General features: G+C 66.9%; 23 protein-coding genes. 4 read left to right on the top strand and 19 right to left on the bottom strand.

Features of this window, described 5'->3' with window-relative positions; all coding sequences use genetic code 11:
- Nucleotides 1-232 precede the first annotated feature (232 nt).
- The 3 genes from LGN10_RS21000 to imuA are packed head-to-tail and all read right to left on the bottom strand — an operon-like array spanning nucleotide 233 to nucleotide 5,594.
- Nucleotides 233-3,451 carry an error-prone DNA polymerase gene (locus tag LGN10_RS21000; protein WP_226224921.1) on the bottom strand — a complete coding sequence of 1,073 codons (3,219 nt, stop codon included), beginning with the start codon at nucleotides 3,449-3,451 and terminating at the stop codon, nucleotides 233-235.
- A gap of 6 nt (nucleotides 3,452-3,457) precedes the next feature.
- Nucleotides 3,458-4,954 carry a Y-family DNA polymerase gene (locus LGN10_RS20995; protein ID WP_226224919.1) on the bottom strand — a complete coding sequence of 499 codons (1,497 nt, stop codon included), beginning with the start codon at nucleotides 4,952-4,954 and terminating at the stop codon, nucleotides 3,458-3,460.
- A complete protein-coding gene (imuA, locus tag LGN10_RS20990) occupies nucleotides 4,887-5,594 on the bottom strand; it encodes a translesion DNA synthesis-associated protein ImuA (protein WP_226224917.1) in 708 nt (235 codons plus the stop codon). The genes LGN10_RS20995 and imuA overlap by 68 nt, the downstream gene beginning before the upstream one ends.
- Nucleotides 5,595-5,806: 212 nt before the next feature.
- Between imuA and LGN10_RS20985 the strand changes: the two genes are divergently transcribed.
- Nucleotides 5,807-6,115 carry a VF_A0006 family four-cysteine protein gene (locus LGN10_RS20985; RefSeq protein WP_226224916.1) on the top strand — a complete coding sequence of 103 codons (309 nt, stop codon included), beginning with the start codon at nucleotides 5,807-5,809 and terminating at the stop codon, nucleotides 6,113-6,115.
- Between the two features lie 4 nt (nucleotides 6,116-6,119).
- Here the strand turns inward: LGN10_RS20985 and LGN10_RS20980 are convergent, their stop codons facing one another.
- The 3 genes from LGN10_RS20980 to LGN10_RS20970 all read right to left on the bottom strand — a co-directional run bounded on the left by LGN10_RS20980 (nucleotide 6,120) and on the right by LGN10_RS20970 (nucleotide 9,454).
- Nucleotides 6,120-6,452: a DUF1493 family protein gene (locus tag LGN10_RS20980; RefSeq protein WP_226224914.1), complete on the bottom strand. Its 333-nt coding sequence runs from the start codon at nucleotides 6,450-6,452 to the stop codon at nucleotides 6,120-6,122.
- A 334-nt stretch (nucleotides 6,453-6,786) separates the two neighbouring features.
- Nucleotides 6,787-7,602: a MetQ/NlpA family ABC transporter substrate-binding protein gene (locus tag LGN10_RS20975; RefSeq protein WP_059576148.1), complete on the bottom strand. Its 816-nt coding sequence runs from the start codon at nucleotides 7,600-7,602 to the stop codon at nucleotides 6,787-6,789.
- A 211-nt stretch (nucleotides 7,603-7,813) separates the two neighbouring features.
- Nucleotides 7,814-9,454, bottom strand: a complete 1,641-nt coding sequence (locus LGN10_RS20970) for a methyl-accepting chemotaxis protein (RefSeq protein ID WP_124862578.1) — start codon at nucleotides 9,452-9,454, stop codon at nucleotides 7,814-7,816.
- Nucleotides 9,455-9,694: 240 nt separating this feature from the next.
- Here LGN10_RS20970 and LGN10_RS20965 point away from each other — a divergent pair, with 240 nt between their 5' ends.
- Nucleotides 9,695-9,985, top strand: a complete 291-nt coding sequence (locus tag LGN10_RS20965) for a YciI family protein (protein WP_006477740.1) — start codon at nucleotides 9,695-9,697, stop codon at nucleotides 9,983-9,985.
- A gap of 139 nt (nucleotides 9,986-10,124) precedes the next feature.
- Here the strand turns inward: LGN10_RS20965 and LGN10_RS20960 are convergent, their stop codons facing one another.
- The 5 genes from LGN10_RS20960 to LGN10_RS20940 are packed head-to-tail and all read right to left on the bottom strand — an operon-like array spanning nucleotide 10,125 to nucleotide 14,207.
- On the bottom strand, nucleotides 10,125-10,742 hold the full coding sequence (locus tag LGN10_RS20960; protein ID WP_226224912.1) for an SCO family protein: 618 nt from the start codon (nucleotides 10,740-10,742) through the stop codon (nucleotides 10,125-10,127).
- Between the two features lie 18 nt (nucleotides 10,743-10,760).
- Nucleotides 10,761-11,663, bottom strand: a complete 903-nt coding sequence (gene cyoE / locus LGN10_RS20955) for a heme o synthase (RefSeq protein WP_059576139.1) — start codon at nucleotides 11,661-11,663, stop codon at nucleotides 10,761-10,763.
- Between the two features lie 8 nt (nucleotides 11,664-11,671).
- Complete coding sequence (locus LGN10_RS20950) at nucleotides 11,672-12,784, bottom strand: COX15/CtaA family protein (RefSeq protein ID WP_059576136.1); 1,113 nt, start codon at nucleotides 12,782-12,784, stop codon at nucleotides 11,672-11,674.
- Nucleotides 12,785-12,809: 25 nt separating this feature from the next.
- On the bottom strand, nucleotides 12,810-13,436 hold the full coding sequence (locus tag LGN10_RS20945; RefSeq protein ID WP_059576133.1) for an SCO family protein: 627 nt from the start codon (nucleotides 13,434-13,436) through the stop codon (nucleotides 12,810-12,812).
- Between the two features lie 60 nt (nucleotides 13,437-13,496).
- Nucleotides 13,497-14,207 (bottom strand): SURF1 family protein, encoded by a 711-nt coding sequence (locus LGN10_RS20940; protein ID WP_226224910.1) that lies wholly within the window; start codon nucleotides 14,205-14,207, stop codon nucleotides 13,497-13,499.
- Between the two features lie 84 nt (nucleotides 14,208-14,291).
- Between LGN10_RS20940 and LGN10_RS20935 the strand changes: the two genes are divergently transcribed.
- Complete coding sequence (locus tag LGN10_RS20935; protein ID WP_226224909.1) at nucleotides 14,292-14,501, top strand: twin transmembrane helix small protein; 210 nt, start codon at nucleotides 14,292-14,294, stop codon at nucleotides 14,499-14,501.
- 184 nt (nucleotides 14,502-14,685) lie between these two features.
- On the opposite strand, the gene LGN10_RS20930 is transcribed toward LGN10_RS20935, so the two are convergent.
- The 8 genes from LGN10_RS20930 to LGN10_RS20895 form a co-directional block, all read right to left on the bottom strand.
- Nucleotides 14,686-15,543 carry a cytochrome c oxidase subunit 3 gene (locus LGN10_RS20930; RefSeq protein WP_006486364.1) on the bottom strand — a complete coding sequence of 286 codons (858 nt, stop codon included), beginning with the start codon at nucleotides 15,541-15,543 and terminating at the stop codon, nucleotides 14,686-14,688.
- Between the two features lie 152 nt (nucleotides 15,544-15,695).
- A complete protein-coding gene (locus LGN10_RS20925; protein WP_059576130.1) occupies nucleotides 15,696-15,896 on the bottom strand; it encodes a DUF2970 domain-containing protein in 201 nt (66 codons plus the stop codon).
- A gap of 16 nt (nucleotides 15,897-15,912) precedes the next feature.
- A complete protein-coding gene (locus tag LGN10_RS20920; RefSeq protein ID WP_034208453.1) occupies nucleotides 15,913-16,524 on the bottom strand; it encodes a cytochrome c oxidase assembly protein in 612 nt (203 codons plus the stop codon).
- A gap of 35 nt (nucleotides 16,525-16,559) precedes the next feature.
- Nucleotides 16,560-16,700 carry a cytochrome oxidase small assembly protein gene (locus tag LGN10_RS20915; RefSeq protein ID WP_006486385.1) on the bottom strand — a complete coding sequence of 47 codons (141 nt, stop codon included), beginning with the start codon at nucleotides 16,698-16,700 and terminating at the stop codon, nucleotides 16,560-16,562.
- A gap of 80 nt (nucleotides 16,701-16,780) precedes the next feature.
- Nucleotides 16,781-18,388, bottom strand: coding sequence for a cytochrome c oxidase subunit I (ctaD, locus tag LGN10_RS20910; protein WP_006477731.1), 1,608 nt, complete (start codon nucleotides 18,386-18,388; stop codon nucleotides 16,781-16,783).
- Between the two features lie 43 nt (nucleotides 18,389-18,431).
- Nucleotides 18,432-20,018, bottom strand: coding sequence for a cytochrome c oxidase subunit II (coxB, locus tag LGN10_RS20905; RefSeq protein WP_226224908.1), 1,587 nt, complete (start codon nucleotides 20,016-20,018; stop codon nucleotides 18,432-18,434).
- 56 nt (nucleotides 20,019-20,074) lie between these two features.
- Nucleotides 20,075-20,599, bottom strand: coding sequence for a DUF2244 domain-containing protein (locus LGN10_RS20900; protein ID WP_059576125.1), 525 nt, complete (start codon nucleotides 20,597-20,599; stop codon nucleotides 20,075-20,077).
- Between the two features lie 195 nt (nucleotides 20,600-20,794).
- Complete coding sequence (locus LGN10_RS20895; protein WP_060312482.1) at nucleotides 20,795-21,760, bottom strand: methyltransferase domain-containing protein; 966 nt, start codon at nucleotides 21,758-21,760, stop codon at nucleotides 20,795-20,797.
- A gap of 81 nt (nucleotides 21,761-21,841) precedes the next feature.
- On the opposite strand from LGN10_RS20895, the gene LGN10_RS20890 reads away from it, so the two are divergent.
- Nucleotides 21,842-22,633 carry a ComF family protein gene (locus LGN10_RS20890; RefSeq protein WP_226224907.1) on the top strand — a complete coding sequence of 264 codons (792 nt, stop codon included), beginning with the start codon at nucleotides 21,842-21,844 and terminating at the stop codon, nucleotides 22,631-22,633.
- Nucleotides 22,634-22,723 lie beyond the last annotated feature (90 nt).

Genomic DNA, 22,723 nt, shown 5'->3' with positions numbered 1-22,723 from the left:
ACTGGTATTAGCGCCGCGGAAACCGCCGAAAGCCTTGCACGGCAAGCGTTTTAGTAGCGGGAAAGCCTTTGTTTACAATGCGGTGTGGGATAGGGATTTACCCGAAGTGGTATGCAAGGGGACAGTTCCAGTGCACGGTTCGACCAGATTTCGGGCGTGAAGATGAGACCGGAATAGAACCAGTTAGGCCAACTGGTATGCACCTGCCGAGCAGGCCTGCGCGATGCAAGCGTCAGTGGAATTCGCGGCTCAACGTGCGCAAGCCGCCGAGCAACGGCGTCAGATCCTCGAAATGCTGCGCGACGAGGTGCCTCACGTCGCTGACGACCTGCCACACGCCGGACGCCGCGAGCAGCCGCGAATCGAGCGTTTCGCGACGCTGCCGCGCGAGCAGTTCGGGCCGGACGATCACGTTCACGCAGCCGGTTTCGTCCTCGAGCGTCATGAACATCACGCCTTTCGCGGTGCCCGGCATCTGCCGTGCGATCACGAGCCCGCACGCGCGCGCGAGCCGGCCGTCGGGACGGTCGCGCAACTCGGCCGCGGACGACAGGCGCTGCGCGCGCAGCGCCGGCCGTAGCAGCGCGACCGGGTGGCGGTTCAGCGTGAGGCCGGTGGTGTGATAGTCGGCGAGGATGTCGTCGGCTTCCGACGGCGCGCCGAGCGCGGGCTGCTCCGCCTCGTCGATCGGCGCGGCGGCGAGCAGGTCGCGCTCCGGCGCCGCGGCGACGGCCTGCCACAACGCATCGCGGCGATGGCCGGCGAGCGTCGCGAGCGCGTTCGCGGCGGCGAGCGCTTCGAGATCGCGGCGCTCGAGCTGCGCGCGGCGGGCGAGGCTGTCGACGGTGTCGAACGGGCCGGCGGCGCGGGCGGCTTCGATGCGCCGCGCGGCGGCTTCGCCAAGGCCGCGCACGAGCGACAGGCCGAGCCGCACGGCCGGTTGGCCATGTGGAGGCGGCTGATCGGGCAGCGCTTCGAGCGACGCTTCCCAGCCGCTTTGCGTGACGTCGATCGGCAGCACCTTCACGCGATGGCGCTTCGCATCCTGCACGAGTTGCGACGGCGGATAGAAGCCCATCGGCTGGCTGTTCAGCAGCGCGGCGAGAAAGATCGCGGGCTCGTGGCATTTGAGCCAGCTGCTCGCGTACGCGAGCTTCGCGAAGCTGGCCGCGTGGCTTTCGGGGAAACCGTATTCGCCGAAGCCCTTGATCTGCTCGAAGATCTGTTCGGCGAATTCGCGCGTGTAGTTGCGTTCGAGCATCCCGCTGATGATCTTGTCCTGATATTTCTCGAGATTGCCCTTGCGCTTCCATGCGGCCATCGCGCGACGCAAGTCATCCGCTTCGCCAGGTGTAAAACCCGCGGCGACGATCGCGATCTGCATGACCTGCTCCTGGAAGATCGGCACACCCAGCGTGCGAACGAGCACTTCCTTGAGCGCGTCGCTCGGATACGTGACCTCGCCCTCCTCTTCGCCGGCCACGATCCTGCGCCGCTTCAGGTACGGATGCACCGCGCCGCCCTGGATCGGGCCGGGCCGCACGATCGATACCTGGACGACGAGATCGTAGTAGTTGCGCGGCTTCAGCCGCGGCAGCATCGACATCTGCGCGCGCGATTCGATCTGGAACACGCCGACCGTATCGGCACGGCAGATCATGTCGTAGGTTTCCTTGTCATCCTGCGGAATGTGTTTCAGCGTGAACGGTTCGCCGTCCGGTTCCGGCGGCCCGCGCCACGCGGTGCGCAGGTCGAACGCGCGATGCAGCGCCGACAGCATGCCGAGCGCGAGCACGTCGACCTTCATCAGCCCGAGCGCCTCGAGATCGTCCTTGTCCCACTGGATCACGCGCCGCCCGTCCATCGCCGCGTTCTCGACCGGCACGAGCCGCGTGAGCTTGCCGCGACTGATCACGAAGCCGCCCGAATGCTGCGACAGGTGACGCGGAAAATTGAGCAAGCGCCCCGCCAGTTCGGCCCATGCCTTGATCATGGGCGTCGCCGGATCGAGCCCGGTCGACGCGAATTGCTGCAGCAGATCGCGGCTGCCGTCGAACCAGCGATGCCCCTTCGCGACCCGATCGACCAGCATCGGATCGACGCCGAGCGCCTTGCCGGTTTCGCGCAGCACGCCACGCGGACGATACGTCGAGACGGCGGCCGCGAGCGCGGCGCGGTCGTGCCCGTATTTTTCGTAGATGTGCTGGATCACCTCTTCCCGACGCTGATGTTCGAAGTCGACGTCGATGTCGGGCGGCTCGCCCCGTTTCTCGCTGATGAAGCGCTCGAACAGCATCGTGCTCTGATCGGGATCGACCTCGGTGATGCCGAGGCAATAGCAGACGACCGAATTCGCGGCCGAGCCGCGGCCCTGGCACAGGATATTCTGGCTGCGCGCGTATTTGACGATGTCGTAGACGGTCAGGAAAAACGGTTCGTAACTCAGCTTCGCAATCAGGTCGAGTTCATGGCGGATCAGCTTCTCTACCTTTTCCGGGATGCCGTTCGGATAACGCACGGCCGCGCCCGCCCGGGTTTCCTGTTCCAGATAGCGCGTCGGCGTGAGCCCCTTCGGCACGATCTCGTCGGGATACTCGTAGCGCAGCTTGCCGAGATCGAAATCGCACGCGTCGAGCATCGCGCAGGTTTCACCAATCTCTTGCGGCGAAAACAGCTTCGCTATCCGTCCACGCGCACGCAGATGCTGCTCCGCATTCGGCGCGAGCGCATACCCGCACTCGGCCACCGGCATGCCGATGCGAATCGCCGTCATCACGTCCTGCAACGCCTTGCACGAACGCCGGTGCATCGTCACGTCGCCGAGCGCGACGATCCGCACGCCGCGCCGTTTGCCGGCCGCACGAATCTCGTCGCGCTGCGCGCCGTCGAGCGCACGCTGCAACTGCACGAGCCCGAGCCGCGCGCGCTCGCCGAACGTCGCGCGAAACCAGGCGACCTGCGCATCGAGCACGTCCGCCCGCACTGGATACGTCGGCACGAGGATCGCGAAGCAGTCGGGCATCCCGCGCAAGTGGGCAAACTCCGCCGGCGGCGCCGACAGCATCCGCGACGTCAGCGTGTAAGTGCCCTTCGGCGCCGCCATCCGCCGCCATGAGATCAGCTCGGAGAGATTGCCGTACCCGTCGCGGTTCTGCGCGAGCAGCACGAGCCCGAACGCACCGGGGCCCGGATCGTGGCCGGGCGCGACTTCATCCGGCGTGACGTCGAAATACGAACCGACGACGAGCGGCAGCCCTTTCGCCTTCGCGGCGACATGCATGCGCGGCGCGCCGGCGAGCGAACACTCGTCGGTGATCGCGATCCCGCGATAGCCGAGTTCCGCCGCGCGCTCGACCAGTTCTTCCGCATGCGACGCGCCATGCAGGAACGAAAAATTCGAGCGACAGAACAACTCCGCGTAATCGGGCAGCAAACTGAATTCCGCAACCATCTCCGCTCACCCGAACAAACCGTGCAGAAACCAGCGCGGGGCCGCCTGACTGCTCGTCCGCTCCTTGAATACCCAGTAGCACGCGCCCTCTTCGTCCTGCGCGACGTGGTAATCGCGTGCGATCAACTGCCCGTCGAACCACCCGGCTTCGATTCGCTCGGCCGACGACATCATCCGGAGCGGCGTATGGAATACCGGCCGCTCGCCGCGCATCAGCAGCGGCAACGGTTCGGCCAGCAACCACGCGGGACGCGGCGGCGCAGCGGGCGGACCGGCGACCGGCTTGCCCGCTTGCGCATCGAGCGGCAGCCAGCGGTTCGCGGCCTCGGGCCGGTAATCGGCGACGGGCGCCGCGCGCAGCACGTTGTCCGCGCCGAGCCGCGCGACCAGCAGTTCGAGCAACCGCTCGCGGGTTTCCCGCGTACCGCCCGGCTCCGGAAAAAGATCGTCGGCCGGCGGCGCGACCGATTCGACGCGCGTGGCCTTCAGCCGCACCGCGATCACCGCGGCCGGCAGCTCGACGCGCGCGAGCCGCTCGCCGAGCAGCCGCATGAAATGCACCTCGTCGCGCACGGGTGCGGCGAACGCGAGCGCGAGCGGCGTCGGCGGCACGGCCTGACGGCCGCGCTCGTGCTCGAGATCGAACGTCATCGCGGCCAGCGACAGTTGCCGCGCGGCCAGCCAGCCGCATAGCTGCACGACGAGCCGCCGCGCGGCGAACAGCACGGCTTCCGCGTATTCGACGCGCTCCGCCAATTCGAGCCGCACGTCGAATACCGGCGGCACCGCCATCCACGCAAGCGGCTCGACCGCTTCACCGTATGCACGATCGAGCGCGGCCAGCAGCGCGGGACCGCAGCGCCGCTGCAGCCCCGCGCGCGGCAGGCGGCGCAGATCGGCGAGCGTGCGGCAGCCGAGACCGTCGAACCAGCCCGCATATGGGCGCGCATCGGGCAGCAGCACACAGGGCAGCCGGTCGAGCGTGCGGACGAGCGAGGCCTGGCGCGCGACACGCCGCCGGATGCGGGCGCGGGCCGACGTGCGCGCGAGCAGCCACGCGCCGCGTCCGGTCGGCGCGGCGGACAGGCGCACCGCATAGCCGAGCGCCGCGAGCGTCGCCCGCACCTGGCGGCACAGCGACGGCAGGCCGCCGAACAGGCGCAGGCTCGGGCCGACGTCGACGATCAGCGTGGCTTCGTCGTCGAGCGCGACGCACGGCGAGAAGCGCAGCAACGCGAGCGCGACCGCGCGCAGCGCATCGGCTTCGCGGGCGGGATCGCGTTCGACGAGCTGCGTCGCGGGTGCGAGCGTGAGCACGCCGCCGCGCTTCATGCCCGCACGTACGCCCTGCCGGCGCGCGGCCGCATCGGCGATCAGCACGACACCCTGCTCGAGCACCGCACAGCCGGCCTCGCTGGCCTCGCCGGCTGCTGCATCAGACGGCGGCGGGACGCACACGTCGAGCGACAGGCGCGGCAGATGGATGCCGAGCAAGACGCGCATAGCGGCTCTCCACGATGGGTGACGGCAAATCGAGCACGAGCGGCTCGCTGCGCGCGGGCCCGCGACGCTTGACGATGTCGAGCGATACGCCGCCCGGCACCGGATGCAGCGCGACGCGCAGCACGGCCGGCGACGGCTGCCGCGCGACCGACAGCGGACGCAGCATCACGAACAGCGTGTCGCCCGTGCGCGCGGCCGCGAGATGCAGACGCCGCAGCGCATCGGGCCGCGCGTCCTGCCAGAGCAGCAGCGCGCCGCAACAGCCGGTCTTGAGCGCCTGCTCGGCGGCCCACAGCGCATCGGTGCGGCTGCCTGCGCGCAGCCACAGCAGCGCGTCGGCCGGCACGCCGAGACTGGCGAGCGCGGTAGCATGCGGCGCCTGCGGCGGCGCGACGAGCGCGAGCGGCCGCCGCGCGCTGACGGTGCGGGCGAGCGCGGGCGCGAGCAGCCGCATCTCGCCGCAGCCGGGCTGCGCGGCCAGCAGTTCGACGAGACCGCCGACCGGCCAGCCGCCACCCGGCAACTCGGCGGACAGCGGCGCGAAGCCCGTTTCGACCGTGCGGGGACCGCCGCGCGCGAGCTGCGAGCCGCGCCAGAGGGACGGATGAAGGGATTCGGGAGTAATGGAGGATGCGAGCATGACGCCACCCACAACTGTATGGATATACAGTATATGGCAATGCGTCCGCGTCGCACAGTACTGGTACGAAACCGGTTTTCGTCGGAAGAAATCGGGGAAAAGCCGGCGCGCCCGTCATGACCCGCCGCGCCGGTTCGGGCGCAACGCGCCAGCCGCGTTGATCGCTTTACGTTATGCTGTCCGCCGACCCGATCCACACCATCGGAGGAGACTTGAAACGAACGATTCGTGCAATCGCATTCGCGACGGTCGCGCTGGCACTGCCGGGAGCAGCCTTCGCGCTGACCGACGGCAACGCGCAATACGACGACTGCATGCTCAATGCGCTACGTGAGAGCCGCAACGGCGCCGCCGCGCAGCTGATCCAGCGCTCGTGCGACGCGCTGTACCGCAACAACGCGATGCTGCTGCCGCGCGAACGGCGCTTTCACGAATGCGTCGTGCAGTCGCTGCCGGGTGTGCGCGACAACTACGCGATCCAGCAGATCATGTCGATCTGCTCGCGGCGCGGGGAGATGTGAGCGGTCAGTCGTAGAGCCAGCGCCCCGCTTTTGCCGATGCGATCAGCATTCGAACATTCAGATCCGGAACACGATGGATCACTTTTTTCTTGAATGGATTGATCAAGTCTAAAAATGAGGAATCGTCTGCCGGGTAATATTTTTTTATATCGAATCCACTTAAATCAACATTAAATTTCACCGAATACTCCCGCATCAGATCCTCGACCTCACAATCATCAAAACTCAAGTCCAGATCCAAATCGGTACCTTCCGTAATCTCATCAACCACGAATGAAATAGGTAATCCAGATTTCTTCCTTACAAACTCAATCACCCTTTTCTCAAGATCTACCATAGCCTATCTCCCTCCCTTGCCACTCTATTGTAGTGGGCCACCGTCTTGCCGGCGACAATGGCGGCGGGATGCAGGCACCGGAAGCGACATACTGGTTTTAGCTTCAAACGACGGCGCCGAAGATAGATGCGAATGTGGCAGACCGTTAGAAAACCTCATTATCGGCGACACGCGAGTGCAATTTCGAGATCGTTTTTCCTGCCTCGCCCGTGCAAATCAAACGCGTGAAAGCGGGTTTGAGCAACGCCTACGCGACGGCAACAAAATACGGTTCACCGCCGACGAAAAAAAGGCCCGCACACGTGCAGGCCTTCATTCGATCAACCGATCGCGTTCAGAACGACGCGACCATCGAGCCCTTGAACTGCTTCTTGATGAATTCCTTCACTTCCGGCGACTGGTACGCCTTCACCAGCTTCTTCACCCACGGCTGATCCTTGTCCTTCGCGCGCACGGCGATCAGGTTCGCGTACGGGCTCGTCAGCGCTTCGAGCGCGATCGCGTCCTTGGTCGGCTGCAGGTTCGCGGCCAGTGCGTAGTTCGTGTTGATCACGGCCGCGTCGACGTCCGACAGCACGCGCGGCAGCTGCGCGGCGTCGAGTTCGGAGATCTTCAGCTTCTTCGGGTTCTCGGCGATGTCGAGCACCGTCGCGTTGTTGCCGCCCGTGCCGGCGCCCGCCTTCAGCTTGATCACGCCTTGCGTCTGCAGCAGCAGCAGCGCGCGGTTCTCGTTCGACGGATCGTTCGGCACCGCGAGCTTCGCGCCCTGCGGCAGATCCTTCAGCGACTTGAACTTCTTCGAATACACGCCGATCGGCGAGATGTAGGTCAGGCCCGCGCTGACGAGCTTGTAGCCGCGCTGCTTCACCTGGCTGTCGAGGTAAGGCTGATGCTGGAAGCTGTTCGCGTCCAGGTCGCCCGAATCGAGCGCCGCGTTCGGCTGCACGTAGTCGTTGAACTCGATGACCTTCACGTTCAGGCCTTCCTTCTCCTTCGCGACCTTCTGCACGACTTGCCACACTTGCGCATCCGGGCCGGCGACCGTGCCGACCTTGATCACCTTGTCTTCGGCGTGCGCGCCTGCCGACAGCGTCAGCGCGGCGCCGGTGGCCAGCACGGAAAATACCTTCAGGAGACTGCGACGCTTCATCTGTTTCTCGCTTTCTTGCTTGACTGAAATGGGGCGCGATACGGGTATGCCCGGACTCGCACGAAGGGGCAAATGGTGTCACAGGATCGGCGCGAAGTGAAATACATCCCGCTCATATGGGTATGCACCAGCGCAGTGCCGGCGACCGCGGCGCGACTCGGCCGTTAGTTGCGTACCCGCCGCGACGCATCTCCTCCTCACGCGGCATGCGTCACGCCGCCGCCAGCCCGTCGGCCGCCTTCGCGCTACCGAATGCCGGTTCGGCGGCCGTGCCACGGCCGCCCTGCGACGACGGGCCGCCGGCATTGCCGACCCGGAACGCGCCGACCGCGTCGCGCAGCCGCGCGGCCTGTTCCTGCAGCGACGCGGCCGCCGCCGCGGCTTCCTCGACCAGCGCCGCGTTCTGCTGCGTCACCTGGTCCATCTGCGTGACCGCGCGGCCGACCTGCGTGATGCCGCTCGCCTGCTCCTCGGACGCGGCCGCGATCTCGCCCATGATGTCGGTCACGCGCGCGACCGCCTGCAGGATCTCGCCCATCGTCGTGCCGGCCTGGCCGACCAGCGCCGAGCCGTTGCGCACGCGCTCGACCGAATCGACGATCAGCGCGCGAATCTCCTTCGCGGCCGTCGCGCTGCGTTGCGCGAGCGAGCGCACCTCGCCCGCGACCACCGCGAAGCCGCGGCCCTGCTCGCCCGCGCGCGCGGCCTCGACCGCCGCGTTCAGCGCGAGGATGTTGGTCTGGAACGCGATGCCCTCGATCACGCCGATGATGTCGGCGATCTTGCGCGAGCTGTCGTCGATCTCGCCCATCGTGCCGATCACGCGGTTCACGACGTCGCTGCCCGTGCGCGCGATGTCCGACGCGTTGTTCGCGAGGCCGCTCGCCTGTCGCGCGTTGTCGGCGTTCTGCTTCACCGTCGCGGTCAGTTGCTCCATGCTCGCGGCCGTTTCCTCGAGCGACGCGGCCTGCTCCTCGGTGCGCTGCGACAGGTCGTCGTTGCCGGCCGAGATCTGGCGGCTCGCCGACGCGATCGATTCGGCCGACTGGCGAATCCCGCCGATCGTCGCCTGCAGCCGCGCCTGCATGTCGTGCATCGCGGCCATCATGCTCGTGCGGTCGCCCGCGCGCACCGGCACCGGCTGCGTGAGGTCGCCCCGCGCGATGCGCGCCGCGAGCGCGGCCGCTTCGTCCGGCTCGCCGCCGAGGCTGCCGCGCACGTTGCGGATAATCACCAGCATCGCCGCGCTGATCACGAGGCCGATCACGAACACCACGGCCAGGTGGCCGAGCAGCGTCCGGTAGTAGACGGTGTCGATGTCCTTCAGGAACACGCCGCTCGAGATGTTCCAGTCCCACGGCGCGAACCGCGTGACGTAGCTGATCTTCGGCACGGCCGTCTCGCTGTGCGGCAGCCGCCCGCGATACTCGGCGAACCCGCTGCCGGTCGCCTTCGCCGCGTTCAGGATCGTCACGAACAGCGGCTTGCCGTCCGGATCGAGATAGTCGCCGACCTGCGTGTTGACGAGCTTCGGCAGCGTCGGATGCATCAGCACGACCGGCTTCGAATCCATCACGAACACGTAGCCCGAATCGCCGTAGCGCATCGCGGCGAGGCTCGCGAGCGCGTCGCGCTTCGCGTCGGCCTCGGGCAGCGTGCCGCTCTGCGCGAGCGCGTGATAGGCCTTCACGATGCCCGCCGCCGAATCGACGAGATTCGCGATGCCGGCCTTGCGTTCGGCGAGCATCGTCGCGCGCGTCTCGTAGGCGCTCCATGCGCCGACGCCCAGAAGACCGATCCATACCAGCGCAAGCGCGAGCCACAGCTTGCGGTTCAAACTCATTCTGCTCATCTGCGTGCCTCTGTCGATGTCGATGCCTCCGGCGCGCGAACGGCCTGCCGCGCGCAAACGGTTGCTCTTTCATTTACGGCAACGAGGCTTACATCTTGAATACGCGTGGCCGCGGCGAACCGGCGATCGACTGGCAGCGCCGCCCGCCACGCGGCTCGCCGGCGCGACAGCCCGCATCCGCTGTGCTAAAAAGACCGGCTGGCCGGTGCGCGGCGCGCCGGCATCATTCCAGGGCCATCCATGTACGTCATCGACATCCACTACACCGCGTCGCTCGAGCGCATCGACGACGCGCTCGAACGCCACCGCGCGTATCTGCAGCCGCAGTTCGACAAGGGCATTTTCATCGCGGCGGGGCCGAAAGTGCCGCGCGAAGGCGGCGTGATCCTCGCGGCCCGCATCGATCGCGACGAACTCGACGCGATCCTCGAGACCGACCCGTTCGTCACCGAGGGGCTCGCCACCTATCGCGTGACGGAATTCCGGATCACGCGCGCCGCCTCCGGCTTCAACGTGCCGGCGCTGCCGTAACGCGGCTGCGGCGCGACGCACGCGCATGCCGACGCGCCGCCCGGCGGGCAGCGCATGCGCACACAATGAGAGAGGGAAACGTGACGGCGCGAAACGGCCGTCACGTACAACGCCGGGCCGGGCGCCCGGCTGCTGCCGGTCAGTCGACCAGCAGCTTCAGGTCGTGGACCCACGGGGCCGGGCCCTGGCCGTCGCGCACGAACAGGCGCAGCTTGCCGTCGCGGTCGAACACGTAGCTCGCGGCCGTGTGATCCATCGTGTAGCTGCCGGGCGTCTTGCCGGGCACCTTCGAGTAATACACGCGGAAATCCTTCGTGACCTTCTTCAGCGCCGCTTCGTCGGCCGGCCGCAGGCCGATGAACGACGGATCGAACGCGGGCACGTACTGGCCGAGCAACGCCGGCGTGTCGCGCTCCGGATCGACGGTGACGAACAGCACCTGCACGCGCTTCGCGGCATCGGGCCCGAGCTGCTTCAGCGCTTCGGAGAGCTCGGCCATCGTGGTCGGGCACACGTCCGGGCAGTGCGTATAGCCGAAGAACATCACGACGGCCTTGCCCTTGAAATCGGCGAGCGTGCGGACCTTGCCGGTCGTATCGGGCAGCGAGAAGTCGCTGCCGAACTGCGTGTTGCCGGTGATGTCGAGATTCTGGAATTTCGGCGCGTTGTCGCATCCGGCAAGCAGCAGCGCTGCCGCGAATGCGCACGCGAGCATCCAGCCTTGGCGCGCGCGGCGCCCGAACCGTGATGGGAGCATTGCGTTCAAACCGTGCGGTTACACGCCGAGCAGCGGGCGTGCATAGTGATCGACGAGCAGCGCGACGAACAGCAGCGACAGATAGACGATCGAGTAGCGGAAGGCCTTGCGGGCGAGTTCGTCCGAATAGTCGCGATGGATCTTCCACGCATACGCGAGGAACACCGCGCCGAGCAGCACCGCGCTCGTCAGGTAGACGGCGCCGCTCATGCCGGAAATGAACGGCATCATCGTGACCGCGAACAGGATCACCGTGTACAGCAGGATGTGCAGCCGCGTGAACTGCTCGCCGTGCGTGACGGGCAGCATCGGCAGCCCGGCGTTCTCGTAATCCTTGCGGCGATAGAGCGCCAGCACCCAGAAATGCGGCGGCGTCCATACGAAGATGATCAGCACGAGGATCCACGCGTCGCCCGGCACCGCGCCGGTGACGGCGGCCCAGCCGAGCGCCGGCGGCATCGCACCCGACGCGCCGCCGATCACGATGTTCTGCGGCGTCATCGGCTTGAGCAGCAGCGTGTAGACCACCGCGTAGCCGACGAACGTCGCGATCGTCAGCCACATCGTCAGCGGATTCGTGAACGTATAGAGCGTCCAGGCGCCGACGCTGCCGAGCACGGCCGAGAACAGCAGGATCTGCGGCGTCGTGATCTCGCCGCGCGCGGACGGACGCCACGCGGTGCGGCGCATCATCGCGTCGATCTTCTGTTCGACGAGGCAGTTGATCGCGAACGCGGCGCCGGCCAGCAGCCAGATGCCGACCGTGCCGCCGATCAGCACATGCCACGGCACCATGCCCGGCGTCGCGAGGAACATGCCGATCACCGCGCAGAACACCGCGAGCTGCGTGACGCGCGGCTTCGTCAGCGCCATGTACTGGGAAAAGCGGCTACCGGGCGATTGGGAGAGGGTGCTTTGCATGGGGGCGGTCACGCCGGGGCGGCGTCGCGCGCAGGCTGCGCGACACGGCCGGGGCGGCTTGAAAGGATGCGAAAGTTTAACATGACGACGAGCAGCAGCAGGATCGCGGCCCCGCCGTTGTGCGCGACGGCGACGGGCAGCGGCCACTGCAGCACGATGTTGGTCAGCCCCGTCACGAACTGCAGCAGGACGACCAGCAGCACGCCGTTCGCGGGCCGCCGCAGCGACTCGAAGCGGCGCATTTTCAGCGCGAACGCGACCAGGTACGCGACCACGACGAACGCGAACGTGCGGTGCGTCCAGTGGATCGCCACCAGCGCGTCCTGCGTGATCGCGTCGCCGTCCTTCGTCATCCCGAGCGCGCGCCACAGGTGGAAGCCGTGCTGGAAGTCCATCGGCGGAATCCACTGGCCGTTGCAGGTCGGGAAGTCGGTGCACGCGAGCACCGCGTAATTGGTGCTCACCCAGCCGCCGAGCGCGATCTGCACGACGAGCAGCACGAGCGCCGCGAGCGCGGCCGCGCGGTAACGCCCGGCCTCCGGGTCATGCGACGGCAGCGGCGTCTGCCGCGCCGCGAGCCAGCCGAGCGTGCCGAGCAGCGTGAGGCCGAGCAGCAGGTGGATCGTGACGATCACCGGCTGCAGCTTCATCGTGACCGTCCATGCGCCGAACGCGCCCTGCACGAGAATCAGCAGCAGCAGGCTCGTCGGCCACCACGGCGACACGTGCAGCGGGCGGCGGCGCAGCCGCGCGGCCCACGCGATCACCACCTGCGCGATGATCAGCACGCCGATCGCCATCGCGAAATAGCGGTGGATCATCTCGATCCACGCCTTCGTCATGCTGACGGGCCCCGTCGGCATCGCCTGATGCGCGGCCGTGATCGCCGCGTGCGCGATGAACGGCGACGACGTGCCGTAGCAACCGGGCCAGTCGGGGCAGCCGAGGCCCGAATCGGTCAGCCGCGTGAAGCCGCCAAACATCACGAGGTCGAGGGTCAGGAACGTGGTGATCCACACGAGCTTGCGGAACTTGTCGTCGTCGGCCTTCACCCACACGTACGACAGCGGCAGCAGCGCGATGCACAGGCCGATCAGGCCGAGTTGCAGTAGATACGACATCGGAATGGTGCCTCGTTCTCTCGCCTTAACCGATGCTCGACCACTTCAGCAGCTTCGTCACGTCCGACTTGATCTTGCTGGGATTCGGGTCTTTCGGGAAACGCATCATCAGGTTGCCGTTCGGGTCGACCAGGTAGAGGTGGTCGCTGTCCTTCGTGCCGGCGTCGGCGGGCAGCCACGCGGCCACCGCGGCCGGATCGGCGACGAGCCGGCGCGTGTCCGGATACGCGTCCAGCACCTTCTGCGGCACCGCGCCCGCATCGCTGCGCAGCCACACCATCGTGATCCGGTGCCGCTCGCCCGCCTGCGTGACGCGGATCTGCCGCATGAAATAGAGCTTCTTCGCGCACGCGTCGTCGCACGCGCTGCGGTCGGTCATCACGAACAGCCAGACGCCGCGCAGCGACGACAGCGGCACCGTCTTGCCGGTTTCGTCGGTCACCTGCAGATCGGCCGGGATCGGGCGCTGCGGCTCGATCAGCGTGCCGTAGTTCGTCGATCCGCCCTTCGGCTTGATCACGTAATAGGTGAAGTACGACGCGATCATCGGCGCGGCGCACACGAGCCCCAGCAGCACGAGCATCCAGCGGCCGCGCTTGCGGGCCGCCTGCGACATCGGCGCGGCGGCCGGACCCTGACGGGAAGATTGCATGGACAAATCAGACCTCTCGAAACGAACCCGCGGCGCCGGCGCCGCGTCCTGGCACGACGCTCACGCGCCGGCCGACTTCTTCGCCGCACGCCGCGCGGCGTACAGGCCGAAGCCGAGCGCGGCGGCCGCCATCGCCCACCACTGAAACATGTAACCGTAATTGCGCTCGACGCCGGTCGTCGCCGCCGGCCAGTCGCGCACGAGCTTGTCGCCGTCGTCGCTCGTCTGCTGGATCACGAACGGCTGCAGCGGCAGCCCGGTTTCCTTCGCATACGCGGCGACGTCGAGGTTCTGCCGGATCTTCTGGTGCGCGGCCGACCCGCCTTCGCCGAGCTCGAACGCGCGCGACGCGTCGGCGCGCGCGATGCCGACGATCTCGACGTCGCCCGCCGGCGTCGCGAACGGCTCGATCGCCGTGCGATCGGCGATGTTGCGCGGCAGCCAGCCGCGATTCACGAGCACGACGCCGCCGCCCGTGAGTTTAAGCGGCATCACGACGTAAAAGCCCGGCTGGTCGTTATACGGCCGATTGTCGAGGAACACCGCCTGCTCGGGCATGAAACGGCCCTTTGCCCGCACCCGATGAAACTCGATCGACGCGAGCGGAACCGGCTGCGCGCCGATGTCGACGGGCGCCGCCCGCTCGTAGCGCGCGATGCTCGCCTGCAGCGCTTCCTTCTGGTGCGCGCGGTCGCGCTGCCAGAAACCGAGACGGATCGTGACGGCGACGACGACGAGGATCAGCAGCGCGGGCAGCCAGCGAATCTTCATCGTGCGGCCCGCCCGGCACATCCGCGAAAACGAAGTGCGATAATTATCCTCTTCCTTTCGAATTGCCGTCGTCCGGTTCGTGTCATGCACATCCTCGTTCCCATCGCCTTCGTCCTCATCATTGCCAGCATGGGCTCGGCGCTCTACTTCATGATCCACGACCGCGGCCACACGAAACGCATGGTCTGGTCGCTCGCCACCCGCGTCGGGCTGTCGGTGTCGCTGTTCCTGCTCATCCTGTTCGCGAACTGGATGGGCTGGATCCATTCGACCGGCCTGCCGATCGGGCGTTGATGCCGTTGCCGCTGTGGCACGCCGTGACCGCTGTGACATTTAGCCGCACGGCCGCGCCACCAAGTAAAAGCGCCGCCTGACTGAGTCGCGGCGGCGCCGGGGCCGTGTCGCTCGCGGCTTCGCCGCCGCGCCCACGACACCAATGAAAACGGCCCGCGCATCGCTGCGCGGGCCGTTTTTCCATTTACAGCCAGTAGACGACGACGTACAGGCCGAGCCAGACGACGTCGACGAAGTGCCAGTACCACGCGGCGCCTTCGAATGCGAAGTGATGATCGGGCTTGAAGTGGCCGCGGATCATCCGCACCAGCACCACCGCGAGCATCGTGCCGCCGAGGAACACGTGGAAGCCGTGGAAGCCGGTCAGCAGGAAGAACGTCGAACCGTACACGCCGGAGTTCAGCGTCAGGTTCAGTTCGTTGTACGCGTGGTAGTACTCGAAGCCCTGCAGGAACAGGAAGCAGATCCCGAACACGAGCGTCGCGGCCAGCCATGCGATCGCCTTCTTGCGATGATCGTCGCGCAGCGCGTGGTGCGAGATCGTCAGCGTCACGCCCGACGACAGCAGGAACGCGGTGTTCAGCGTCGGGACCGGCCACGGACCCATCGTCTTGAAGTGACCGGCGAGCGCGGCGGGGCCTTCGTTCGGCCACACGGCGGAGAAGTCCGGCCAGATCAGCTTGTAGTCGAGGCTGCCGAGCTGGTGCAGCGCGATTTCACGCGCATAGAACAGCGCGCCGAAGAACGCGCCGAAGAACATGACTTCCGAGAAGATGAACCAGCTCATGCTCCAGCGGTACGACTTGTCGACGTTCTTGCCGTAATGACCGCCTTCCGATTCGGCGATCGCGTCGCCGAACCAGTGATACAGCGTGAAGAGCAACCACAGCAGGCCGAGCAGCGCCGTGAACGGCGCCCAGTCGTGACCGTTGATCCACAGCGCTACCGAGCCGAGCATGACCAGCAGGCCGATGGCCGCGCTGATCGGATGCTGCGACGGATGCGGCACGAAATAGTACGGGGTCTGGTTTTGACCGCTCATGCTTGATTCTCCACTTCAGTCCAATTTGTGTACCGGAAACCGCTCCGGCTTTATTTCTTGCGCGGCGAGACCGCCACCGCTCGTTCCTGCACGCCGCGCCGTGGCGCCGCGCACTGCATTCTGTCTGGCCGCTAGCCGTGCACGCCGCGCCCTCAACCCACCACCGCACGCACGATCAGGATCAGCACGCCGATGAACACGCCGGCCGCGATCAACGCGACGATTAGCACGTGCAGCGGATTGAGCTGTGTCGCATCGGCCTCCAGGTCGCGCCGCTTACGCACCCCGAAGAACGACCACAGCACCGCTTTCAGCGCCTGACCGAACGTTCCGCTCCGCTTGGCTTCCGTCATCGCCCCGTCTCCTTCGTCATGCGTCCGGCTTCGCCGCACCCTGCGCCGCCGCCGTACTGCGCTGCGCCGGGGCCGGCGTGGCCGGGGTATTCAGCTCGAAGAACGTGTACGACAGCGTGATCGTCTTCACGTCCTTCGGCAATTTCGGGTCGATCACGAACACCACCGGCATCTTGCGCGACTCGTTCGCGGTCAGCGTCTGCTGCGTGAAGCAAAAGCACTCGATCTTCTTGAAGAACTCCGTCGCCTGCTTCGGCGCGTAGCTCGGAATCGCCTGCGCGACGACCGGCCGGCCCTGCCCGTTCGTCACGTCGTACACGATCGTCGTCAGTTCGCCCGGGTGCACGTCGAGGCTGTTGTGCTCCGGCTTGAACCCGAGCGGCCCGCGTGCGTTCGCATCGAACTCGACCGACACCGTGCGGCTGTAGTCGACCTGCGAGTTCTTCACCTCGCGCTCGCTGACATCGCGCTGCACCAGGTTGTTGATGCCGGTGATCTGGCAGATCGCCCGATACATCGGGATCAGCGCGAAGCCGAAACCGAACATCAGCCCGGCCACGACGAAGAGCTTCACCAGCATCGAACGATTGAACGCGCGATCCACGGCGCCCTCTTCCGGCTTCGACATACGACGACTTCCTCGCTACTGCGTCAGTTGCTGCATCAGTGGGTGGACAGCCACCACTGCTTGATCACGACACCCACGAAAAAAACGGCGGCGATGACGAGCAGGGTGAGGCCGAGCCGCTTGTTGCCCGCGCGGATCTGCTCGGGCGTTCGTCTTTCTTGTGGATTCCGGGTCATCTGAAACTTCGCTGAAACTTCAGTTTCGCGCCCGCCGCGCCTGCCTGCGCGGCAGGCAGCGGCGGAGCGCTCGGTAAAACTTATTCGACGTGCGGCGGTTGCTCGAACGTGTGGAACGGAGCCGGGCTCGGCACCGTCCACTCGAGGCCCGTCGCGCCGTCCCACGGCTTGTCCGACGCCTTTTCCAGCTCGCCGCCGCCACGGTAGGCCGGCAGCGCGACCGCGAACAGGAAGTACACCTGCGCGAGGCCGAAGCCGAATGCGCCGATCGTCGCCACCTGGTTGAAGTCCGTGAACTGCGCCGGGTAGTCCGCATAGCGGCGCGGCATGCCCGCGAGACCGACGAAGTGCATCGGGAAGAACGTCAGGTTGAAGAAGATCATCGACGCCCAGAAGTGGATCTTGCCGCGCGTCTCGTTGTACATCCAGCCCGTCCACTTCGGCGCCCAGTAGTACCAGCCCGAGAACAGCGCGAACAGCGAGCCGGCCACCAGCACGTAGTGGAAGTGCGCGACCACGAAGTACGTGCCGTGATACTGGATGTCGAGCGGTGCCATCGCGAGCATCAGGCCCGTCAGGCCGCCGAACGTGAACACGAACAGGAAGCCGATCGCGAACAGCATCGGGGTTTCGAACGTCATCGAGCCGCGCCACATCGTCGCGAGCCAGTTGAACACCTTCACGCCCGTCGGCACCGCGATCAGCATCGTCGCGTACATGAAGAACAACTGGCCGGTGACCGGCATGCCCGTGGCGAACATGTGGTGCGCCCAGACCATGAACGACAGGATCGCGATCGACGCCGTCGCGTACACCATCGAGCTATAGCCGAACAGCGTCTTGCGTGCGAACGCCGGGATCACCTGCGACACGATCCCGAACGCCGGCAGAATCATGATGTACACCTCGGGGTGGCCGAAGAACCAGAAGATGTGCTGGTACATCACCGGGTCGCCGCCGCCTGCCGCGTTGAAGAACGACGTGCCGAAGTGACGGTCGAACAGCACCATCGTGATCGCGCCCGCCAGAACCGGCATCACGGCGATCAGCAGGTACGCGGTGATCAGCCACGTCCACGCGAACATCGGCATCTTCATCAGCGTCATGCCCGGTGCGCGCATGTTCAGGATCGTCACGACGATGTTGATCCCGCCCATGATCGACGACGCGCCCATGATGTGGACCGCGAAGATCGCGAAGTCCATGCCCGGGCCCATCTGCGTCGACAGCGGCGCGTACAGCGTCCAGCCGGCGGCCGTCGCGCCGCCCGGCGCGAAGAACGAGCCGACCAGCAGCACCGCCGCGACCGGCAGCAGCCAGAAGCTGAAGTTGTTCATCCGCGCGAACGCCATGTCGGATGCGCCGATCTGCAGCGGAATCATCCAGTTCGCGAAGCCGACGAACGCCGGCATGATCGCGCCGAACACCATGATCAGGCCGTGCATCGTCGTGAGTTCGTTGAAGAACTCCGGACGCATGATCTGCAGGCCCGGCTCGAACAGCTCGGCACGGATGCCGAGCGCCATCACGCCGCCCGACAGGAACATGATGAACGAGAACAGCAGGTACAGCGTACCGATGTCCTTGTGGTTGGTGGCGAACAGCCAGCGACGCCAGCCGTGCGGGGCTTCGTGCGCGTGGTCGTCGTGCGCGTGGTCCGCGGCTACGTCGTGCCCGATGCTAGACATGAGAATCTCCTAATGCGAATACGTCGACTAACTCAGCGACACGTCAAGCCGCCGGGCCGATCTCGACACGCCGGGCTTCCTTCGCGTCAGCCCCGCCCGTGATCGTTTCCGGCTTTTTGAGAATGATGTGGTCTTCCGCCACGCCTGCTGCCTTCAGCGCATCGCGCACGGCTTGTGCACGATGCTTCGCGAGTTCGGCGTTCGCGTCGGCCGAGCCCGTCTTGTCGGTGAAGCCCGACAGCGCGAGCTTCGCGTCCGGATGCGCCTTCGCATAGTCGGCCGCGGCGGCGATCGCCGCTTTCGCGTCGGCCGGCAGCACGCTCTTGCCCGTCTCGAAGTAGATCGTCGACAGCGCGGCCGATGCCGCCGGCTGCTCGGCGCCCGACGCGGCTTGCGCCGGCGCCGAAGCCGCTTCAGCCGGTGCCGCTGCCGCGCCCGCCGTGTCTTCCGGCAGCTTGCCGTTGCGTGCGTCGGCCACTTGCTTCGGCTGCAGCAGGTCGTTCTTGTGGTTGCCCCACGAGTTGCGTTCGTACGTGACGACCGAAGCGATGTCGAGATCCGACAGCGACGCCCACGACGGCATCGCGCCCTTGCCGTGCAGCACGCGCTCGACGTGCGCGGCGATCGGGCCGTTCACGATCGGGCTGCCGTCCATCGCCGGGAATGCGCCGAGGCCCTTGCCGTTCACCTGGTGGCAGGCCGCGCAGTTCGCCTTGTAGACTTCCTCGCCGTGCGCGACGAGTTCGGCCATCGTGTAGACCTTGTTCGGATCGACCGCGGCGCTCGCCAGCTTGGCCTTCTGCGCGGTGACCCACTTCGCGTAATCGTCGTCCGACAGGACTTCGACCACGACCGGCATGTACGCGTGTTCCTTGCCGCACAGCTCGGTACAGAAACCGCGGAACGTGCCGACCTTGTCGGCCTTGAACCACGTGTCGCGCACGAAGCCGGGGATCGCATCCTGCTTCACGCCGAACGCGGGCACGTACCACGAGTGGACGACGTCGTTCGCGGTCGTGATGATGCGGATCTTCTTGTTGACCGGCACGACGAGCGGGTTGTCGACTTCCTGCAGATAGGTGTCGGTGATCGGCTTCTTGCCCATCACTTCGTCGCGCGGGGTGGTCAGCGTCGACAGGAAGCCGATGCCCTCGCCCGGGCCCTTCACGTAGTCGTAGCCCCACTTCCACTGGTAGCCGGTGACCTTGATCGTGAGATCGGCGTTCGTCGTGTCCTTCATCGCGACGACGGCCTTCGTCGCCGGCAGCGCCATCAGCACGACGATGACGAACGGCACGATCGTCCAGATGATCTCGACGGTCGTGCTTTCATGGAAATTGGCGGCCTTATGGCCCTTGGATTTGCGGTGCGCGAAGATCGAATAGAACATCACGCCGAACACGCCGACGAAGATCACCGTACACAGGATCAGCATCATCGTGTGGAGATCGTAGAGCTCCTCGGCGATCTTCGTGACAGGCGGCTGAAAGTTGATCTCGTTGACACGGGGGCCGCCCGGGCTATCACCGACCGCCAGGGCCGCACCGGCAAAGAGCAATCCGCTGCATGCCAGCACGCCCGCGAGGGCTCGCTTGATTGTTTTCATAGCATCCTTACCCAAAATTTCCATTCAAACCCTCCCCCGTCGCAAGCCGCCGGCCTGTTCCGGCCATTGGCCGCGCCTCGTCAGCCGCAGCGCCTGAGCGACGCACGCAGCTCGTCGGCGAACTGCGCACGCTTGTACTGCGCGAGATGCTGCCCGATCACGACGGTCTGCCCGCGCGACACCAGCCGAATCGGATCGCGTGGCGTCGCACCCGGCTCGACCCGCACCCAGCGCGGGTTGAATTCGATCTGCGTGAGCCGCTCCGCATCCATCCGCTCGATCACGAGCCGGTGCGGAAACAGCCTGATGCGCTCGTAGTCGACCGCATGGCGAGCGTAGATCGCGAATGCGACACCCACCGCCAGCAACTCGATCCCGGTGAAGGGCATGACGAGCCAGGCCCCTCTCCACATCAGCAACGCCGCGATCGCCAGCGAGAAGCCCGCGAGCGACGCGTAAAACAGCACGAACTGGCGCGGCGACACCGAACAGTTGCGTTTCATGAGCCAGTCTTCGAGGACCGGTTCGCTGTCCGCCGTCTCCGCCAAAACGTTCGCTGCTTCCATCGCCGCCTCACGCGAATGGCATGCGATGCATGCCTGCATCGGACTCGCCGGCCCGTATTGCGGGGACCCCGGGACGACAAGCTGACGCATTATAGGCGGGTTCAATGGCATCCACAAGCAAGCGCCTATCGCCCGCCAAGCCAAGCGCGACAAGCTTTCCGGCCGTTTTAGCCGCCAATTCGACCCCGCTTTGCACCGCTAATTTCGGACATAACAAAACCCCTCTTTACCGCTTTATCGATTCTTCGGGCGCCCCTTGCCGATGTCCTCGATGCGCACGATCCCGTGCCCTTCGGCGGTCGTGCGCGGCACGGCCTTCCACGCGTGGCCGTAGATCACCTCGAACGTCAGCGGGATCGTGCCGTCGTCGCGCCGGCGCGCGTCCAGCGCGTCGCCGAGCGCCGCGCGAAAGCGCCGCGCCGCGTGCGGCGGCGCCGTGCGCGCGAACGGATAGGCGCCCCAGCGGCGCACGTCGGCCAGCAGGGAATCGGCGGATTTGTACGTGACGGTCAGCACTTCCTGGTCCATCACGGGAATCTCGAAGCCGCTTTCGACGAGCATGTCGCCGAGGTCGTGCATGTCGACGAAATCGATCACGCGCGCGGCGGGGGGCGCGATGCCGAGCGCGGCTTCGGCGTCCGCGCAGGCCGCGCGCAGCTCGCGCAGCGTGTCCGGGCCGAGCGTGCTGAACATCAGCAGCCCGTTCACGCGCAGCACGCGCTGCCATTCGGGGAAGACGGTATCGGGACGCGAATGCCAGTGGAGCGCGAGATTCGACCAGATCAGGTCGAATGCGCCGCCGGGAAACGGCAGCGCCGCGAAATCGGCCTGCGCGACGCGCGGGCCGCGCTGGCCCAGCGCCCGGCCGAGCGAGGCCGGCAGCCAGCGGCGCCAGGTGGTCTGCTCGACCTCGCGCTGACCGGCCCGCGCGAGCATCGCGCCGGACAGGTCCACGCCGAACACCGGCGCCTCCGGAAAGCGCGCGCGCAGCGCCGGCAGGTCGTCGCCCGGGCCGCAGCCCGCATCGAGCACGGCCGCGGGGCTCACCTTGATGTATTCGAGGCGCTCGTTCATCCGCTGCGCGATCTCGCGCGGCAGGAACGCAACCGCATCGAACGTGGCGGCACGGCGGTCGAAGATCCGCCGCAGGCGCCTGGCGTCATTGGCCGGACGGCCGGTTGAAGTCGAAGCTGGGGACATGTCGGGCACACTGGCGAAGAGCCCGAAGTATACTCGCTCGCCTCGCAAGCTTCATTGAGGCGGCATGCCAGGAGTGTTGCGATGGTCCGCGGTTCCGCCGGGCGCACGATGCGCGTCGTTTTGTCGCAGGTTCGAACGCTGGTCGTGCGCGTTGCCGCGGTCACGTTGCCGAATCGCTGCGCGTTGTGCGGCAATTTGTCACACACCGTAATTTGCGGCGCCTGCGATGCCGCGTACTGGAATGAAGCGCGGCTGCGCTGCGACGTGTGCGCGCTGCCGCTCGGCGTCGGGCAGGCACGATCGCCCGCTGGCGGACGCACCGGCCGCGCGGCCGCGTACCGGTGCGAAGCGTGCCGCACCGCGCCGCCGCCGTTCGATGCGACGCTCGCCCTCGCCGATTACCGCGCGCCGCTCGACGGGCTCGCGCGCGGCCTGAAGTTTCACGCACGGCTCGCGCTCGGCGGCGAATTCGCGGCCCGCCTCGCACGGCTGGTCGACGATACGCGCGGCGCGAGCGGCTTCGACCTCGTCGCGCCGGTGCCGCTGTCGCACCGGCGGCTCGTCGCGCGCGGCTACAACCAGGCGTGGGCGATCGCGCGTCCGCTCGCGCGCCGGCTCGGCGTGCCAGCGGACGCGGCCCTGCTCGCGCGCGTCGCCGACACCGCGCCGCAATCGCGGCTCGATCGGCGCGCACGGCACGACAACGTGATGGCGGCGTTCGCGGTGGCAGGCGGCGTCGCCGGCCGCCACGTCGCGCTCGTCGACGACGTGATGACGTCCGGCGCGACGCTCGCGGCGGCCGCGCAGGCGCTGAAGGCGGCGGGCGCCGTGCGCGTGACGAATCTGGTTGCGCTGCGCACCGCCAAGGATTAATTAGATGGAAAGGCCGGCCGCCCGCGCGCGGCCGTCACGAACCGGCCGGCCGGATGCACGCGCGTTGCGCCGCTCCGGCCGCCCCAGCCA

The organism is Burkholderia sp. AU32262, assembly GCF_020419985.1.
In the GTDB taxonomy this organism is placed as follows: domain Bacteria; phylum Pseudomonadota; class Gammaproteobacteria; order Burkholderiales; family Burkholderiaceae; genus Burkholderia; species Burkholderia semiarida.
This window is presented reverse-complemented; position numbering and strand designations above follow the sequence as displayed.

What these genes read in the sequence shown, in the direction of transcription:
- LGN10_RS20890 (WP_226224907.1), top strand. Translation starts at nt 21,842, where the DNA reads ATGGTCCGCGGTTCCGCCGGGCGCACGATGCGCGTCGTTTTGTCGCAG.
- LGN10_RS20950 (WP_059576136.1), bottom strand. Translation starts at nt 12,784, where the DNA reads ATGTCGTATCTACTGCAACTCGGCCTGATCGGCCTGTGCATCGCGCTG.
- LGN10_RS20980 (WP_226224914.1), bottom strand. Translation starts at nt 6,452, where the DNA reads ATGGTAGATCTTGAGAAAAGGGTGATTGAGTTTGTAAGGAAGAAATCT.
- LGN10_RS20960 (WP_226224912.1), bottom strand. Translation starts at nt 10,742, where the DNA reads ATGCTCCCATCACGGTTCGGGCGCCGCGCGCGCCAAGGCTGGATGCTC.
- LGN10_RS20925 (WP_059576130.1), bottom strand. Translation starts at nt 15,896, where the DNA reads ATGACGGAAGCCAAGCGGAGCGGAACGTTCGGTCAGGCGCTGAAAGCG.
- LGN10_RS20940 (WP_226224910.1), bottom strand. Translation starts at nt 14,207, where the DNA reads ATGAAGATTCGCTGGCTGCCCGCGCTGCTGATCCTCGTCGTCGTCGCC.
- LGN10_RS20935 (WP_226224909.1), top strand. Translation starts at nt 14,292, where the DNA reads ATGCACATCCTCGTTCCCATCGCCTTCGTCCTCATCATTGCCAGCATG.
- LGN10_RS20900 (WP_059576125.1), bottom strand. Translation starts at nt 20,599, where the DNA reads ATGCAGGCATGCATCGCATGCCATTCGCGTGAGGCGGCGATGGAAGCA.
- LGN10_RS20895 (WP_060312482.1), bottom strand. Translation starts at nt 21,760, where the DNA reads ATGTCCCCAGCTTCGACTTCAACCGGCCGTCCGGCCAATGACGCCAGG.
- LGN10_RS20920 (WP_034208453.1), bottom strand. Translation starts at nt 16,524, where the DNA reads ATGTCGAAGCCGGAAGAGGGCGCCGTGGATCGCGCGTTCAATCGTTCG.
- LGN10_RS20945 (WP_059576133.1), bottom strand. Translation starts at nt 13,436, where the DNA reads ATGCAATCTTCCCGTCAGGGTCCGGCCGCCGCGCCGATGTCGCAGGCG.
- LGN10_RS20915 (WP_006486385.1), bottom strand. Translation starts at nt 16,700, where the DNA reads ATGACCCGGAATCCACAAGAAAGACGAACGCCCGAGCAGATCCGCGCG.
- LGN10_RS20995 (WP_226224919.1), bottom strand. Translation starts at nt 4,954, where the DNA reads ATGCGCGTCTTGCTCGGCATCCATCTGCCGCGCCTGTCGCTCGACGTG.
- LGN10_RS21000 (WP_226224921.1), bottom strand. Translation starts at nt 3,451, where the DNA reads ATGGTTGCGGAATTCAGTTTGCTGCCCGATTACGCGGAGTTGTTCTGT.
- ctaD (WP_006477731.1), bottom strand. Translation starts at nt 18,388, where the DNA reads ATGTCTAGCATCGGGCACGACGTAGCCGCGGACCACGCGCACGACGAC.
- LGN10_RS20970 (WP_124862578.1), bottom strand. Translation starts at nt 9,454, where the DNA reads ATGAGCAGAATGAGTTTGAACCGCAAGCTGTGGCTCGCGCTTGCGCTG.
- coxB (WP_226224908.1), bottom strand. Translation starts at nt 20,018, where the DNA reads ATGGAAATTTTGGGTAAGGATGCTATGAAAACAATCAAGCGAGCCCTC.
- LGN10_RS20930 (WP_006486364.1), bottom strand. Translation starts at nt 15,543, where the DNA reads ATGAGCGGTCAAAACCAGACCCCGTACTATTTCGTGCCGCATCCGTCG.
- LGN10_RS20965 (WP_006477740.1), top strand. Translation starts at nt 9,695, where the DNA reads ATGTACGTCATCGACATCCACTACACCGCGTCGCTCGAGCGCATCGAC.
- LGN10_RS20975 (WP_059576148.1), bottom strand. Translation starts at nt 7,602, where the DNA reads ATGAAGCGTCGCAGTCTCCTGAAGGTATTTTCCGTGCTGGCCACCGGC.
- cyoE (WP_059576139.1), bottom strand. Translation starts at nt 11,663, where the DNA reads ATGCAAAGCACCCTCTCCCAATCGCCCGGTAGCCGCTTTTCCCAGTAC.
- imuA (WP_226224917.1), bottom strand. Translation starts at nt 5,594, where the DNA reads ATGCTCGCATCCTCCATTACTCCCGAATCCCTTCATCCGTCCCTCTGG.